General features: G+C 51.2%; 11 protein-coding genes and 5 tRNA genes. All 16 read right to left on the reverse strand.

The annotated features are described in order from the left end of the window. Window positions 1-56: 56 nt before the first annotated feature. Window positions 57-593, reverse strand: coding sequence for an RNA polymerase sigma factor SigZ (sigZ, locus tag HER31_RS01490; RefSeq protein WP_168658950.1), 537 nt, complete (start codon window positions 591-593; stop codon window positions 57-59). Between the two features lie 937 nt (window positions 594-1530). Further along, a tRNA-OTHER gene (locus tag HER31_RS01495) sits at window positions 1531-1616 on the reverse strand. A gap of 151 nt (window positions 1617-1767) precedes the next feature. Next, a tRNA-Phe gene (locus HER31_RS01500) sits at window positions 1768-1843 on the reverse strand. A gap of 30 nt (window positions 1844-1873) precedes the next feature. After that, window positions 1874-1949 (reverse strand) — tRNA-Phe (locus HER31_RS01505). Between the two features lie 30 nt (window positions 1950-1979). Beyond that, window positions 1980-2055, reverse strand: a tRNA-Phe gene (locus HER31_RS01510). 67 nt (window positions 2056-2122) lie between these two features. Beyond that, window positions 2123-2198 (reverse strand) — tRNA-Phe (locus HER31_RS01515). A 263-nt stretch (window positions 2199-2461) separates the two neighbouring features. Beyond that, the gene (locus tag HER31_RS01520) at window positions 2462-3130 is read right to left on the reverse strand and encodes a TorF family putative porin (RefSeq protein WP_168658951.1); all 669 of its coding nucleotides are present in this window, start codon (window positions 3128-3130) and stop codon (window positions 2462-2464) included. 123 nt (window positions 3131-3253) lie between these two features. Beyond that, complete coding sequence (gene eat, locus HER31_RS01525) at window positions 3254-4678, reverse strand: ethanolamine permease (protein ID WP_168658952.1); 1425 nt, start codon at window positions 4676-4678, stop codon at window positions 3254-3256. A gap of 101 nt (window positions 4679-4779) precedes the next feature. Further along, window positions 4780-5328 carry a BMC domain-containing protein gene (locus HER31_RS01530; RefSeq protein WP_168658953.1) on the reverse strand — a complete coding sequence of 183 codons (549 nt, stop codon included), beginning with the start codon at window positions 5326-5328 and terminating at the stop codon, window positions 4780-4782. A gap of 2 nt (window positions 5329-5330) precedes the next feature. After that, window positions 5331-6704 (reverse strand): 4Fe-4S dicluster domain-containing protein, encoded by a 1374-nt coding sequence (locus HER31_RS01535; RefSeq protein ID WP_168658954.1) that lies wholly within the window; start codon window positions 6702-6704, stop codon window positions 5331-5333. Window positions 6705-6715: 11 nt separating this feature from the next. Next, complete coding sequence (gene eutL / locus HER31_RS01540; protein ID WP_202983585.1) at window positions 6716-7372, reverse strand: ethanolamine utilization microcompartment protein EutL; 657 nt, start codon at window positions 7370-7372, stop codon at window positions 6716-6718. Window positions 7373-7385: 13 nt separating this feature from the next. Further along, window positions 7386-8288 (reverse strand): ethanolamine ammonia-lyase subunit EutC, encoded by a 903-nt coding sequence (gene eutC, locus HER31_RS01545; RefSeq protein ID WP_168658955.1) that lies wholly within the window; start codon window positions 8286-8288, stop codon window positions 7386-7388. Between the two features lie 9 nt (window positions 8289-8297). Further along, complete coding sequence (locus tag HER31_RS01550; protein ID WP_168658956.1) at window positions 8298-9662, reverse strand: ethanolamine ammonia-lyase subunit EutB; 1365 nt, start codon at window positions 9660-9662, stop codon at window positions 8298-8300. A 13-nt stretch (window positions 9663-9675) separates the two neighbouring features. Then, window positions 9676-11100, reverse strand: coding sequence for an ethanolamine ammonia-lyase reactivating factor EutA (locus HER31_RS01555; RefSeq protein WP_168658957.1), 1425 nt, complete (start codon window positions 11098-11100; stop codon window positions 9676-9678). Beyond that, entirely contained in the window at window positions 11090-12325 is a 1236-nt protein-coding gene (locus HER31_RS01560) for an iron-containing alcohol dehydrogenase family protein (protein ID WP_168658958.1), read from the reverse strand. Before HER31_RS01560 ends, HER31_RS01555 begins: the two co-directional genes overlap by 11 nt. Then, on the reverse strand, window positions 12318-13151 hold the full coding sequence (eutJ, locus tag HER31_RS01565; protein ID WP_168658959.1) for an ethanolamine utilization protein EutJ: 834 nt from the start codon (window positions 13149-13151) through the stop codon (window positions 12318-12320). Before eutJ ends, HER31_RS01560 begins: the two co-directional genes overlap by 8 nt. Window position 13152: the final 1 nt, after the last annotated feature.

Below are 13152 nucleotides of genomic sequence, written 5' to 3' on the forward strand. Positions count from 1 at the left end.
AGTCAACCAGCTTGGTTATTGGTAGAGATGACGCGATCTTTACCAGGCGCTTAAATTTAGCAATCGCGATAATCGTTGTCTTTCGGTTGGAACGCCACCACACCGCCACGTCCCACTTCAATGTCACAACAACGGGTTAAGTTTTGCTTCAATTTTTCTCTTCCTCGCTGAATGCGACTCTTAGCTCCAGAGAGCGATAACCCCAACTCATCCGCAACTTGCTGTTGGCTGTAGTTGCCTAGTTCGGCGAGTTTTAGCGGTGCCTGATACTTTTCTGGTAATTCGTTGATTAATGGCTCGAGGCATTGCGCAAGCTGTTGATGGGATAGCTCGGCTTGGTCGGCTTCTACTGCGACTAAGTCTTCTGATAGTTGCTGTTGCGTTTTTTGCTGACGGAAGTGGTCCATCATGGTGTTATGTGCGATACGAAACAGCCATGCGCCAATATTTTCTGTGGATTGCAGCTGTCGTTGTTGCCCGTGGGCTTTAATAAACACCTCTTGCAGGATGTCATCAGCTAACGTCGGGTCTTGCAGCTGCTTCGCAATGTAACCATGGAGGCGTTTTTTGTGTTCAAGCCAGTGATTTAGCATAGAAGGACAATGATCATCGTTTAGAGGGTTGTTAACTAGTGTAACCCTGTTAGAAGCGGTTGCCGTAGGCTAGAAATCAACAGAGAAGATCCATACCCACAGCTTTGGTGATCTTATCCGCATCACTGTGAATGGAAGCAATTGCCGAGTTGATTGCATCTAGTCGGTACACAGGCTTGTTTACTGAACAAGCGAGCAGTGTTCGTCTCCTAAACTGTGTGGCAAGATTTATGGCATTGATGCCGACCTGATTAGCCGCATGCGTAAGCTAACCTGAGCGTGTATTAAGATCCTGAAACGACAAAACTCAACACTAGGCTGTATTTTTTTAAACAGCGCCTCGTCCGCGTTCGGGCTAGGGGCACGCGCCGATCTTTTGTAAGCCAATCCGCTGTTTTGATTTGGTGGCTAGAAATGAAAAAGGCTCAATCCGAAGATTGAGCCTTATCAATATGGTGCCTCGTCCCGGAATCGAGCTAGGGGCACGCGCCGATCTTTTGTAAGCCAATCCGCTGTTTTGATTTGGTGGCTAGAAATGAAAAAGGCTCAATCCGAAGATTGAGCCTTATCAATATGGTGCCTCGTCCCGGAATCGAGCTAGGGGCATGCGTCGATCTTTTGTAAGCCAATCCGCTGTTTTGCTTTGGTGGCTAGAAATGAAAAAGGCTCAATCCGAAGATTGAGCCTTATCAATATGGTGCCTCGTCCCGGAATCGAGCTAGGGACACGCGCCGATCTTTTGTAAGCCAATCCGCTGCTTTGCTTTGGTGGCTAGAAATGAAAAAGGCTCAATCCGAAGATTGAGCCTTATCAATATGGTGCCTCGTCCCGGAATCGAGCTAGGGGCATGCGTCGATCTTTTGTAAGCCAATCCGCTGTTTTGCTTTGGTGGCTAGAAATGAAAAAGGCTCAATCCGAAGATTGAGCCTTATCAATATGGTGCCTCGTCCCGGAATCGAACTAGGGACACGCGCCGATTTTTTGTAAGCCAATCCGCTGCTCTACCAACTGAGCTAACGAGGCGTGGTAAGTCGAAACTCAACACTTTAAAAATGGTGCCTCGTCCCGGAATCGAGCTAGGGGCACGCGCCGATCTTTTGTAAGCCAATCCGCTGTTTTGCTTTGGTGGCTAGAAATGAAAAAGGCTCAATCCGAAGATTGAGCCTTATCAATATGGTGCCTCGTCCCGGAATCGAACCAGGGACACGCGGATTTTCAATCCGCTGCTCTACCAACTGAGCTAACGAGGCGTGGTAAGTCGAAACTTAACACTTTAAAAATGGTGCCTCGTCCCGGAATCGAACCAGGGACACGCGGATTTTCAATCCGCTGCTCTACCAACTGAGCTAACGAGGCGTGGTAAGTCGAAACTCAACACTTTAAAAATGGTGCCTCGTCCCGGAATCGAACCAGGGACACGCGGATTTTCAATCCGCTGCTCTACCAACTGAGCTAACGAGGCAAGTTCTTGCTAAACAAATGTCCGGCAACAACTTTGATTTACTGGCTAATGCCAATCAATCGAAAGATGGTGCCTCGTCCCGGAATCGAACCAGGGACACGCGGATTTTCAATCCGCTGCTCTACCAACTGAGCTAACGAGGCGACGGGGCGCTATTAAACGGATTTTCGGTGTCCGCGTCAACTCAATTATGCGCGTCTGCTGGAAAGATACGCAATTTGTGTTTGAGCGAACACAGTTTAATCTGTCTGGGTTGAAATTTGTGCAAAAAATTGCAGTGTTGCATCAAAAAGGGCGAAATAAATCGATTGCGATTTGGGCGTGAAGACCGAAAAAAATAAAGACTCAGGGATTATCCTAAGTCTTTTTACTGATGATTGGTTGTGGTTAATGCAATTTTCTTAGTTTAAAGGCTAAAGCCATAGCCCCAACTCACCAATACAATAGGGTCATCGTCGTCAATATCAGTGTCGCTGACCATAAAGGTAAAGTCACCCATGTCGGTTACCTTGGTGAGTGACGCGTTGTAGTTAACGTAATCTTCGACCCCATCAATATCGAAGCTTTGATTGCCAACCGCAACGGCAAAACTCAACGTTGGACTGATGTCGTAACTGATGTTGCCTTCAATGTAGAACGCATCTTCATAGGTTTCATCATCTTGCGCGTTGGTGCCGTAAGAGGTGCTGATGCCAAACCAGTTCCAACCAAGGTTTAGATACACTTCACCGAAGTCGCCATCGTAATCGGCATTAGGGTAGGCGTAATAGATGTAACCTGCATCAAAGCTGATGGATTCGATTTCACCGGCGTAACCACCGTAGAAGTCGATTTCATAAGTTGGTTTGTCATCGCCAAAATCAACATTGGATGCCCAAGTACCTGCGTAAACACCACTATCGTGGCTGTAATCTATGCCACCAGAGAAAGCGGCTTCACCGCCGGTTTGGCTTAAGCCTCGCCACAAGTAGTCACTGGTGGCGCCAATATTGCCGTCAAAGCTGTTCGCCAGAGCTGAGCCACTCATTAGGCCCAGAGCCATCGCAGTGCAAACAGTGAGTGTTTTGATTTTCATCGTAATTTCCCTTTAAACAAAGCCAGGGTGTCCTTAGTCGGTCGCTGGCTTGATGATGACTGACCATATGCTCAATCATGAAGCGGCTGACACCGTGCCAGCCATGCAGTTACCAGCGTTACCTCAGTCCAGTTCAGCTTCACCTTGCTCGATCAAGGCAAATTCCTCTTCGGCGGTGCGTTTGGAGACCTCTTTATGTTTGAACATGAAGAAGTAGCCCATACCAATTGCATACATAACGACCATGGCAATCGCCGCTCTTTGGTCGTAAACGAAACAAGAGGTCAATGCGATGAGTGACAAAACGATGGTGATCCAAGCGGTAATGTCGCCACCGGGGGCTAGATATGGTCGCTTAATATCAGGGCGAGTTTTACGTAAACGGATGGCGCTGTACGCCTGCATTGCGTAGGAGATGGTAGCGCCAAATACCGCCATCATAATCATCATGTCACCTTCGCCAGTCAGGGACGCGAAGAAACCGAAGATGCCGGGAACGATCAGCGCCCAGATTGGGATCTTGCGACTTGAGGTGCGTGACATGAATTCTGGCAAATAACCAGCGCGAGATAGGGCAAATACCAAGCGGCTATAGCCATAGATGATGGAGAAGAACGAAGCGATAAGTCCGGTTAAGCCAACTACGTTAACGAAGTTCGCCATCATCGAATCTTCACCCTGAACCGCGCGTAATGCATCAACCAGTGGTGCAGCATAGGAACCGGCGGCTTTTGCCCCGGTTGCTCCAGGAACTAATAGCATCACTAATGCCGCTGAACACAGTAGGAAGATCATTGCCCCAATAATCCCGCGAGGTACGTCTTTGGCTGGGTCTTTGGCTTCTTCTGCAGCCATAGGCACGCCTTCCACTGCTAAGAACAGCCAAATAGCGAATGGCAGAGCAACCCATACCCCTTTCCAACCTTCAGGTAAGAAGGTTGAAGAGCCAGCAACTTCTGGATTGGCAGCAATATCAAACAGGTTTGCAGCGTCAAAATGCGGTACTAAACCAATGGCGGTGACAATAATAGCCAGTACAGCGAAGGCGGTAATAACCAACATCAGCTTCAATGCTTCGCCAGCACCAACAAGGTGAACACCAATAAAGACTAGATAGAACGTGGCATAAACCGTTGGTCCATTCCAGCCAATCAATGCATCAACATAGGCACCGATAAAGATAACGATGGCCGCAGGTGCCAACGCGTATTCAATCAATACCGCTAAACCCGTGGCGAAGCCAGCCGTTGGGCCAATGGCATAGCGCGCAAAGCTATAACCCGCGCCAGCGGTTGGGATGGCCGCGGATAGCTCCGCTAAGGTCAGCACCAATGTAAGGTACATGACCCCCATTGCAATGGCGGCAACTAACATCCCGCCCCAACCGGCTTCGGCAATACCGAAGTTCCAACCGGCGTAATCGCCGGAGATAACGTACGAAACCCCTAATGTTGCTAGCAGGAACCAGCCAGCAACCCCTTTTTTGAGTTGTCGTTGTGGCTTTTCGCTTTTGGAAGCTAAGCCCGACGAACCTACTTGGTCGACCATATAACACCTCACTACGTGATGTTTCTGATAAATAATCAGTGTCAGCGTTCAGCCAATTGATTACCTCGTTATTAATTAAATTAACCAGTGAAGTACTGGCGCTAAACTTTGCCTTCCAAAACCTCCGGTCGGGGTTGTGGAATAACAACCTTGTCAACCAGTAGTCCTTTATGCCGGATCTGGTTGATTGCGGCTTCGACCGCAGCGGTAACCGCTGCGACATCGCCGGTTAATGTGACGTAGCCTTTACCGCCGATGGCCATCGCAATATGCACCTCTAGCAGTTCGACGTTAGCGGCCTTCACCGCGGCGTCAGCGGCTTCTACGATACTGGCGATTGAGAACGTTTCGATGATCCCCAATGCACCGGTTTGGGAAACCACACGAGTACCTGAGATTGCGGGAAACACATCGGGGTGAACATTGGGGATCAGCAGGTCATCGATTACTTCACCGCCACCAGCGGCTAGGCCGGTATCCATGGCGGCATTGACGGCGGCGACATCGCCGGCCACCAGCACCATATATTTACCGGGACAGATGGTGCGGTTAAAAAGCAGCTCCACTTCCGCTGCCTTTAGCATTGCATCGGCGACGAAGTACCCACGGGCAATGGAGTTCAATTCAATACAGCCAATTGCGTTTAACATCGTTATCCATCCATCTGTTGGGTGATTTCAATCGTGTCGCCAACGGCCGTGACGGTGCCGTTGATGCTGGCGTGAATCGCTACACTGAGCGTTTCTGGGGTGGGTTGTCCTATCATTTGTCCTGCCTCAACCACATCACCCACTGCGACGATGGCTTGAGCTGGTGCGCCGATATGCTGTGATAGTGGGATTCGAACCTGTTGAGGGCGCGGCTTGCTGCTATCATTGCTGGCGGCTTCTATGAGTTGGCTCAGCGGCTGGAAACTGGCTTTTACTTTGGCGTAGCCAGTGAGCTCTAAGCGCTGGGTTAAGCGCTTGGTGGGCACGCCGCGGTAGGAGCGTAGTGGGTGCACAGTGGTGGCTTGAGCTTGCAATTGGGCCGGCGTTTGCCAAAGGTCGTTGTCTCGCAACGCTTGTTTGGTCAAGGTGCAGACACGGCTGGGATCGAGCCCTTCGGGGCATGACCACATCGAACAAAGGTTGCAGGCACTACACGCTTGGGCTGCAAGTGCATAACCGACGTTATCGGTAAGGGAGACCTGCAACGAGCGCATTGCTAAATGCGGTTGGATTGGGTAACCGAGTAGATGGCGAGGGCACATAGAGGTACATAGGCTGCATTGATCGCAGGCGGATTTACCTATGCGGCGAACCTCTGCCTCTGGGCGCATTTTGTAGCGAGCGACTCTGCCGTTCGTTGGCAGAACTAATAAACCGCTATCGATTTTGGTGATGGGACGGTCCAGATCTTGGCTGATACTCCCCATTAAAGGCCCGCCAACCAAAATCACATAGTCATCGCAGGTTGGACCTCCAGCAAGGTGTAGCGCCTCGCCAAAGCTCATCCCGACCGGTAACCAGCTGGTATAGGGGGTGTTGACTTCACCATGAACCGTCACCATCGATTGGGTTACTGATTGCCCTTGGGCGGCACGAAACAGATTGATAAAAGATTCCACGTTGTTGACCAAGCAACCGACCTCTTTTGGCAACCCTCCTGCGGGGGGTAATCGTCCTGTTGCTTCGTAGATCAGCTCCACTTCATCGCCGGCAGGATAAACATCTTCCATCAACAGCAACTCAATTTGCGCTGGTCGGCACGATTCTAATATCTCGATGGTATCGGCGTTTTTGCGCTTGATGCCTACTGCTGCTTTGCCGGCGCCAACCTGCTCCATCGCCAATAACATGCCACCAAAAAGTTCGGTGGCGTGGCGTTGCATCAATGCTTGATCCTTGTACAACAGTGGTTCGCACTCGGCTCCGTTAGCGAGTACCCATTCGACTTGGCAATCAAGCTTAAGGTAGGTTGGAAAACCCGCCCCACCAGCGCCAATTACCCCAGCTTGCTGAACTTGTTGCAGCAGCGCATCCATGTGCAACTCCCTTAATGGCTGATTGGGTTGCTGGCAATGTCAATTACCGCTGCCTCAAACGCGTCACAGGCTGCCTTGCACGCGGCTTGAGAACCTGCAAGATGGCCACCGGCAAAGTTCGTTTCTGAAGGCGGTGCGAATAAATTTTTCAGTTCAACGTCAGCGGCTTTAAGTGCTGCATCAAGGCCATACATCGCCTCTAAAGGTGGCGCGATTAAATAGGCGAGGGCGGTGCCCTGTTCAACGTCTGCTTCGGCGGAGAGGTAACTGCCAGTAGAGGAAACCAGATGGGCAAAGTAGGCCAACTCGCCACTGCTGTCGCCAACCTGAAAGGCGGCTTCATCAGCAATAAAGCCTTTGATGCGCTCTAACCCTGCAATGATGTCGGCAGGGCAAGAGGCGGCAATGATGCCAATGATTTCGCCCGAAGTAGGGCCTGAAGCATGAGCTGCGCCAGCGTAGAATGACTTGGCGTACACCACCTCGACATCGGCGGCTTTGGTGGCTTCATCGAGTGCACAGTAGGTGACATCATCGCAATCTGCGGTGACTAAACCGATACTGTTGTGGTGATCTTTTAGTCCTAATTGTGCTTTGTAGGCTGGATCGACAGATGCGATAACACGAGTTGCTAATACAGCCGGTTGAATTCTATCTTTAATCGCCATTATCGAGCTCCTGTTATCGTTTAAGGTTGATGCCACTGGCTTTGTTGGCCAGCATCGATTTGGCCAGATCAACAATCACCGCCGCGGCTTCAACCGGTGGGGTTCCGCCAGCGTGGATATTGGAGATAACCGTTCGGTCTGATTCGACCGTGTCGGCCGTTGGTCGGTACACCGCGTAGCAACTTAAAGATTCGGATTGCCCCAGCCCGGGGCGCTCACCAATCAATAACAGATTCACTTCGGCATCCAGCAACATCCCGATTTGGTCCTGCGCCTTAACGCGGCCGTAGCGGAGGAAGAACGGGGTACCGACATTTAGCCCTGCGTTCTCCAGTCCTTTCAGCAGGGCCGGTAAGATTTCGCCGTGATTAACGGTGACGGCATCGAGGCTCAGCCCGTCGGACAGCACTACCTGAACCTGCGGTGAGGCTTGGCATTTCTCCTTAATTGTGGCCTTGGCTTCGTCGTTGAGTAATCGCCCTAAATCAGGCCTAGTCAGGTATTCATCTTTGTCGTGGGCACAGCTCTGTACCTCCATCAAACCGCGCTCGACTAACCATTGCGGATCGACATTTTTCAACACGGTATCTTTGGACCGAGAGTGGTCGGCCAAAAAGCGCAGCATCGCGGTGGTGCGCAGTCTTGGGCCGGCTCTGCCTTTGCCAACCCGCGCATCGGTCTGAGCGATGAGATCTTTGATCACAGCTTCATCGTCGACGTCATTGGTACCAATCCAGGTTTTGTGCTCGTCGTTGCCAAGATCGGGTAAGCAGCCAGTGTCACCGCCTGGGTTCGCTGCAATTGGGGACTGTGTGCTGGTCGTGGCAATCTGCTTAATCGCCGCCGGTTCAATCTGGTCTTCGCCAAGTTGGGCTAACACGGTCGCTACTATCTGTTGAATCCTTTGCTCGTTCATGTCGTGTCCTTACTTGAAGAAGATGGATGGATCGCCAGCGCGGGCGGTCAATTTGCCGTTTTCCATCAGTCCCATGGTTTCCATCCATGCTTGAAACTCTGGCGCTGGCCGAAGGTTCAATAACTGGCGGGCAGTAACTGTGTCGTGATAAGAGTTGGTTTGGTAATTGAGCATGATGTCGTCACCCAACGGTAAGCCGATGACGAAGTTCACCCCTGCAGATGCCAACAGGATCAGCAGGTTCTCATTGGAGTTCTGATCGGTATCGGCGTGGTTGGTGTAGCAGGCATCACAACCCATGGGTAAGCCGGTTAGCTTACCCATAAAGTGATCCTCTAAACCGGCACGAATAATCTGTTGGTGGTTATAGAGATACTCGGGACCGATAAAGCCAACCACGGTATTAACTAAATGAGGCTTATAGCGCCTTGCTAAGGCGTAACAACGGGCTTCCATGGTCATCTGATCGGCACCATAGTGGGCGTCAGCGGACAGTTCGGTCCCTTGACCAGTTTCGAAATACATCATGTTGCCGCCAGCGAGATTGCAATACTGTTTGCCGACCTCATATGCCTCATCCAACAGTTCAACGTTTACGCCAAACTCTGCCAAGCCCTTTTCGGTGCCAGCAATGCTCTGGAAGATAAGCCCAGCAGGGGCTCCGCGGCGAATTGCTTCCATCTGGGTGGTTACGTGGGACAGCACGCAGGGTTGAGTAGGCACCTTGTACTTGTCGATAACCTCTTGCAGTGCTTCTAATACCCGAGCGGTATTTTCGACGTTATCGGTAACGGGGTTTACGCCGATAACCGCATCGCCACAGCCGTAGCTCAAGCCTTCATAGGTTTGTGCCAAGATAGAGTTAACGTTGTCGCGGGTGTCGTTGGGTTGCAGGCGACAACTAAAATGGCCGGGCAACCCGAGGGTGCAATTGGCTTTGGTGACCACCGGCAGTTTTTTGCCGCCGATCATCAAATCGGCGTTGGATGAAAGCTTGGCAACCCCAGCTACCATTTCGGCGGTTAAGCCCTTACGCAGCCGCTCATAGTCTTCATGATTGGGGCTATCTGAGAGGATGTACTCTCGCAACTCACTAACGGTCCAGTTCCTTATCTGCTCAAACGAGCGTCGGTTTAAGCTGTCTTGGTTGATGCGGGTAATTAGATCATCTTCGTAAGCAATGGAGGGGTTTTCGCGCAGATCGTTAAGGGTTAATTCAGATAACACATGCTTTGCTGCTACTCGTTCCTGTGCCGTTTTGGCGGCAACCCCCGCTAACACGTCACCAGAGCGTAAATCAGAGGCTTTGGCCAACACTTCCTTCACACACTTGAATTGATAAGTTTGACCAAAAAGCTGTGTCTTGAGTTTCATTGTTAAGATCCTTTTAAGCCGGGAATGCGAGAGATTTGACCGTTAATGGCACGATCTCCCCACCGAAGTAACTGTTGCCAATATCGATGTAATCACCGTCGTTGGTGATCACCTCGTCGATGACGCAAAGCTGTTGCTGAGGCAGCAATGGTTGCAGCTCCATTCCTAACGCTTTGCCAATATCGTTGTGCGATATCACTAGTGCCGCAAGGCTGCGATTACCATGCTGCTGGTAGTAGGAGGCCACCTCTGCGGCAACATGAAGAACGCTGCGATAGTTGACCGGCATGCCCGCGTCGATAGCGATGGCGTAGTGATCGGTAGTGAGATTAAGATCCATGCGCTGGGCTGCGATCTGGATTGCTTGATTGATGTCTGGTTGTGATTGTTGCCAGTCGATATTGGGGTGTACTACTGGGATGTTTTTTAATGGCAACGCATCGGTGTTAAGCCAGATGGTTGAACCAGATAATGCTAGCGAATAAGCACCAGCACCAATCACCGTTGCGCGGATGGTCTGGCTCGGTTGTAAGATCTCAATCTCGGCGAGCTTGGGTTGGCGTAGTAGCGCTCGCGCTAATTGTGGGCCAATGTCGTTGTAATCTTGCAGCTCTTTACCTTGCCGCAGCTGATAGAAACAGTCGCCAACACCACCGCTAAGGAAAATGGCATCAAGTCCTGCAATGTCAGACAACATTGGGGTCTGCAATAGGTAACAGGCCAATCGACTTGGCTGGCCAATGGCAACCTCGATAATCAATTGCGCCATGCGATCCGCGATGCGGCGAAGGTGCTCAGCATCGATTTGCCGCGGCTGCAGCTGTTCGCCAAATAACTCTTCAATCACAGTTAATGCTGGCTTGTGGAAATAGCTGGCTTGTTGCTGGGTGGTTTCTACTAAACGACCGCCGATGTTAAGGCAGGCGGTATCGCTGACTTGGCCACAATTGAACACCACGAAGTTAGAGGTGCCGCCGCCAATATCAATATTAAGCACCTTCTTGTGGCGCTCGTGTGAGTACTCTTGTGCGCCACTGCCGCGACCGGCGATTACCGATTCAAGGTTTGGCCCTGCGGTAGCAACCACGAAATCGCCAAGCTGTTCCGATAACTCCAACAGCGCTTCGCGGGCGTTGTCGGCTTTGGCGGTTTCGCCGGTGATGATGATTGCGCCGGTTTCTATCTGATTATGCTCAGCCCCAGCTTGCTCTATTTGTTGATGAATGTAGTGCTGCAGCGCATTAGCATCGATAACACCACTGCGGTCGATAGGCGTCAGCGATACTGGGCTTTGGTAGGTGATGGCGCGTTCAATGAACTCGTATACCGGCACTTGTGATGCAGGGGCGCGATTAACCACGGTAAGACGAGAGAAGATCAGTTGTGTGGTGGTAGTACCGATATCGATACCGACACTATGGATACTTTTACGTTCCATGAGTTCCCCCAATCGCTTGGCGGATAAGTTGTTCTATCTGCGCTTGTTCGACTTGACGAGGGTTGCCTTGCAAACAGATGTCTTGCATCGCTTGCTCGGCTAATAGCGGCAGATCCTGAACGGTCACACCAACGCTTGCCAGTTGGTTGGGTAAGCCCAAGTCATCGGCGAGTTGCTTAATCGCATCGATGGCAGCTTGGCAACGCTCTCGCTCGGTCATCGCATCACGGCTTACCCCGAGGGCTGTGGCGATATGGGCGTACTCATGCTGACAACACAGGGCATTAAATTGCATTACATAAGGGAGTAAAATGGCGTTGGCAACCCCGTGTGCAAGGTGATATCGCGCCCCAATCTGATGAGCAATAGCGTGGGTTAAACCAAGCCCAGAGTTGCTGAATGCTAGCCCAGCTTTAAATGAGGCCACCGCCATCTGTCCTCGTAGTGCTAGATCCTGTCCGTAGCCAACCACTTTAGGCAGGGTGTGAAAGATCGACTGCATTGCGTGGTAGGCATAAGCCCGAGATAACGGATTGGATTGGATTGACACATATGACTCAACCGCATGAGTCAGCGCATCAAGGCCAGTTGCTGCGGTTATTGCCGCAGGTACGCCGCTCATCAAGGTTGGATCGAGTAACGCTAAATCAGGGACTAACGCAGGCCCCTTTATCGGAACCTTTATCTTCTGGGTTTGATCGAAGATAACGGTAATATCTGTCGCTTCAGAACCGGTACCAGCTGTTGTTGGAATCGCCCCTAAGCCAACTCGACGTGAGCAAACACCACCAACCTTAAGTTCACTTAGCGGGCCGTAGTGATCGCCAATTACCGCAATTGCCTTGGCGCAATCCAAAGCGGAACCGCCGCCAACGCCGAGGATAAAGTCCGCTTGGCACTGTTGTAAGGTGGCGTAACCTTGCCGCACCAGTTTGCTATCGGGCTCACCATTAACATCTGCAAACAGAGTGAGTTCAATGCCCGCTAAGGTGATGGCAGACTCACAGCCTGAAACTAATCCCAATTGATGGATATTACGATCAGTCACCAACATGACATGTTGTGCCCCGAGCTCTTGCAGCGCGTCACCCAATTGGCTTACGCAGTACTCGCCAGTCACCGTGATGGCAGGCGAGCGGAAGGTAAAACCGTGATTAGGGCGAAACTGTTCAAGGGTTTGACGGACCACATCAGCGATGGTGGCGTTACTGATCGATTCAATCATGGCGTGCTCCGTTCAGGCCATAACTGGCGATGGCTAACGGCGTTAGATAAAGCGCTTTGCTAAACGGTACCACTGGAATCTGTGGAAATTGTTGCTGGAATACCGCTTCAAAACCGGCGACTAAGGTACCGCCTCCGGTAAGGTATATTGCAGCAGGCTGATGGCCGTTAATGTGGTTAGCGACAATGTCTGCCATCTTTTCAATTACTGGCTTTGCCAGAGGTGCGATGGTTTGGTCGCCTTGGCGCTTTTTTTGTTCGGCGTCTTCGTAGCTGATACCTAGCCCACCAGCGATAGTGAGACTGACGTGGCGACCACCGCTGGGTTCGTCCAGTGACGTTTGGAGTTGACCATCTTTTATTATGGCGGTGCCGGTGGTGCCGCCGCCTACATCAACCACGGCACCTTGGTGGATCTCTAGCATAGCGGCAACACTTGAGGGCTCATCAATTACTTGGCTTACCTCAATGCCAGCGGACTCAACCACATTGATTGATATTTGTGGATCGGTGCCCGGAGGATAGGAGGTGATGGCGTGAGTCGGACGAACACCAAGCCGAGCTTCAACTTTATCCAGTTGTTGGCGTACGATTTGGCAGGCACCGAAGTAGTCCACCACAATGCCGTCTCGAACCACATCGGCCCAATCTAAGAATGCCGCAATGGGGTAGCCGTTATCGTCCACTACAACGGTTTGGATATCGGCAGTGCCAAGGTCGATACCAACGTGCATGCCGCCCTGATAACACAGCGGTGTTTGCTGGTTGAGCAAGCTATCGATGCAATCCAGTCTGGCGTTGGTTTGTTGTAGCCGTTGCTCATTCATA

The organism is Ferrimonas lipolytica (assembly GCF_012295575.1).
Classification (GTDB): Bacteria; Pseudomonadota; Gammaproteobacteria; order Enterobacterales; family Shewanellaceae; genus Ferrimonas; species Ferrimonas lipolytica.

Excerpts from the sequence above, each read along its gene's own strand:
- HER31_RS01555 (WP_168658957.1), bottom strand. The coding sequence starts at position 11,100 with ATGGAACGTAAAAGTATCCATAGTGTCGGTATCGATATCGGTACTACC.
- HER31_RS01530 (WP_168658953.1), bottom strand. The coding sequence starts at position 5,328 with ATGTTAAACGCAATTGGCTGTATTGAATTGAACTCCATTGCCCGTGGG.
- HER31_RS01550 (WP_168658956.1), bottom strand. The coding sequence starts at position 9,662 with ATGAAACTCAAGACACAGCTTTTTGGTCAAACTTATCAATTCAAGTGT.
- HER31_RS01560 (WP_168658958.1), bottom strand. The coding sequence starts at position 12,325 with ATGATTGAATCGATCAGTAACGCCACCATCGCTGATGTGGTCCGTCAA.
- eutJ (WP_168658959.1), bottom strand. The coding sequence starts at position 13,151 with ATGAATGAGCAACGGCTACAACAAACCAACGCCAGACTGGATTGCATC.
- eutC (WP_168658955.1), bottom strand. The coding sequence starts at position 8,288 with ATGAACGAGCAAAGGATTCAACAGATAGTAGCGACCGTGTTAGCCCAA.
- HER31_RS01520 (WP_168658951.1), bottom strand. The coding sequence starts at position 3,130 with ATGAAAATCAAAACACTCACTGTTTGCACTGCGATGGCTCTGGGCCTA.
- HER31_RS01535 (WP_168658954.1), bottom strand. The coding sequence starts at position 6,704 with ATGGATGCGCTGCTGCAACAAGTTCAGCAAGCTGGGGTAATTGGCGCT.
- sigZ (WP_168658950.1), bottom strand. The coding sequence starts at position 593 with ATGCTAAATCACTGGCTTGAACACAAAAAACGCCTCCATGGTTACATT.
- eutL (WP_202983585.1), bottom strand. The coding sequence starts at position 7,372 with ATGGCGATTAAAGATAGAATTCAACCGGCTGTATTAGCAACTCGTGTT.
- eat (WP_168658952.1), bottom strand. The coding sequence starts at position 4,678 with ATGGTCGACCAAGTAGGTTCGTCGGGCTTAGCTTCCAAAAGCGAAAAG.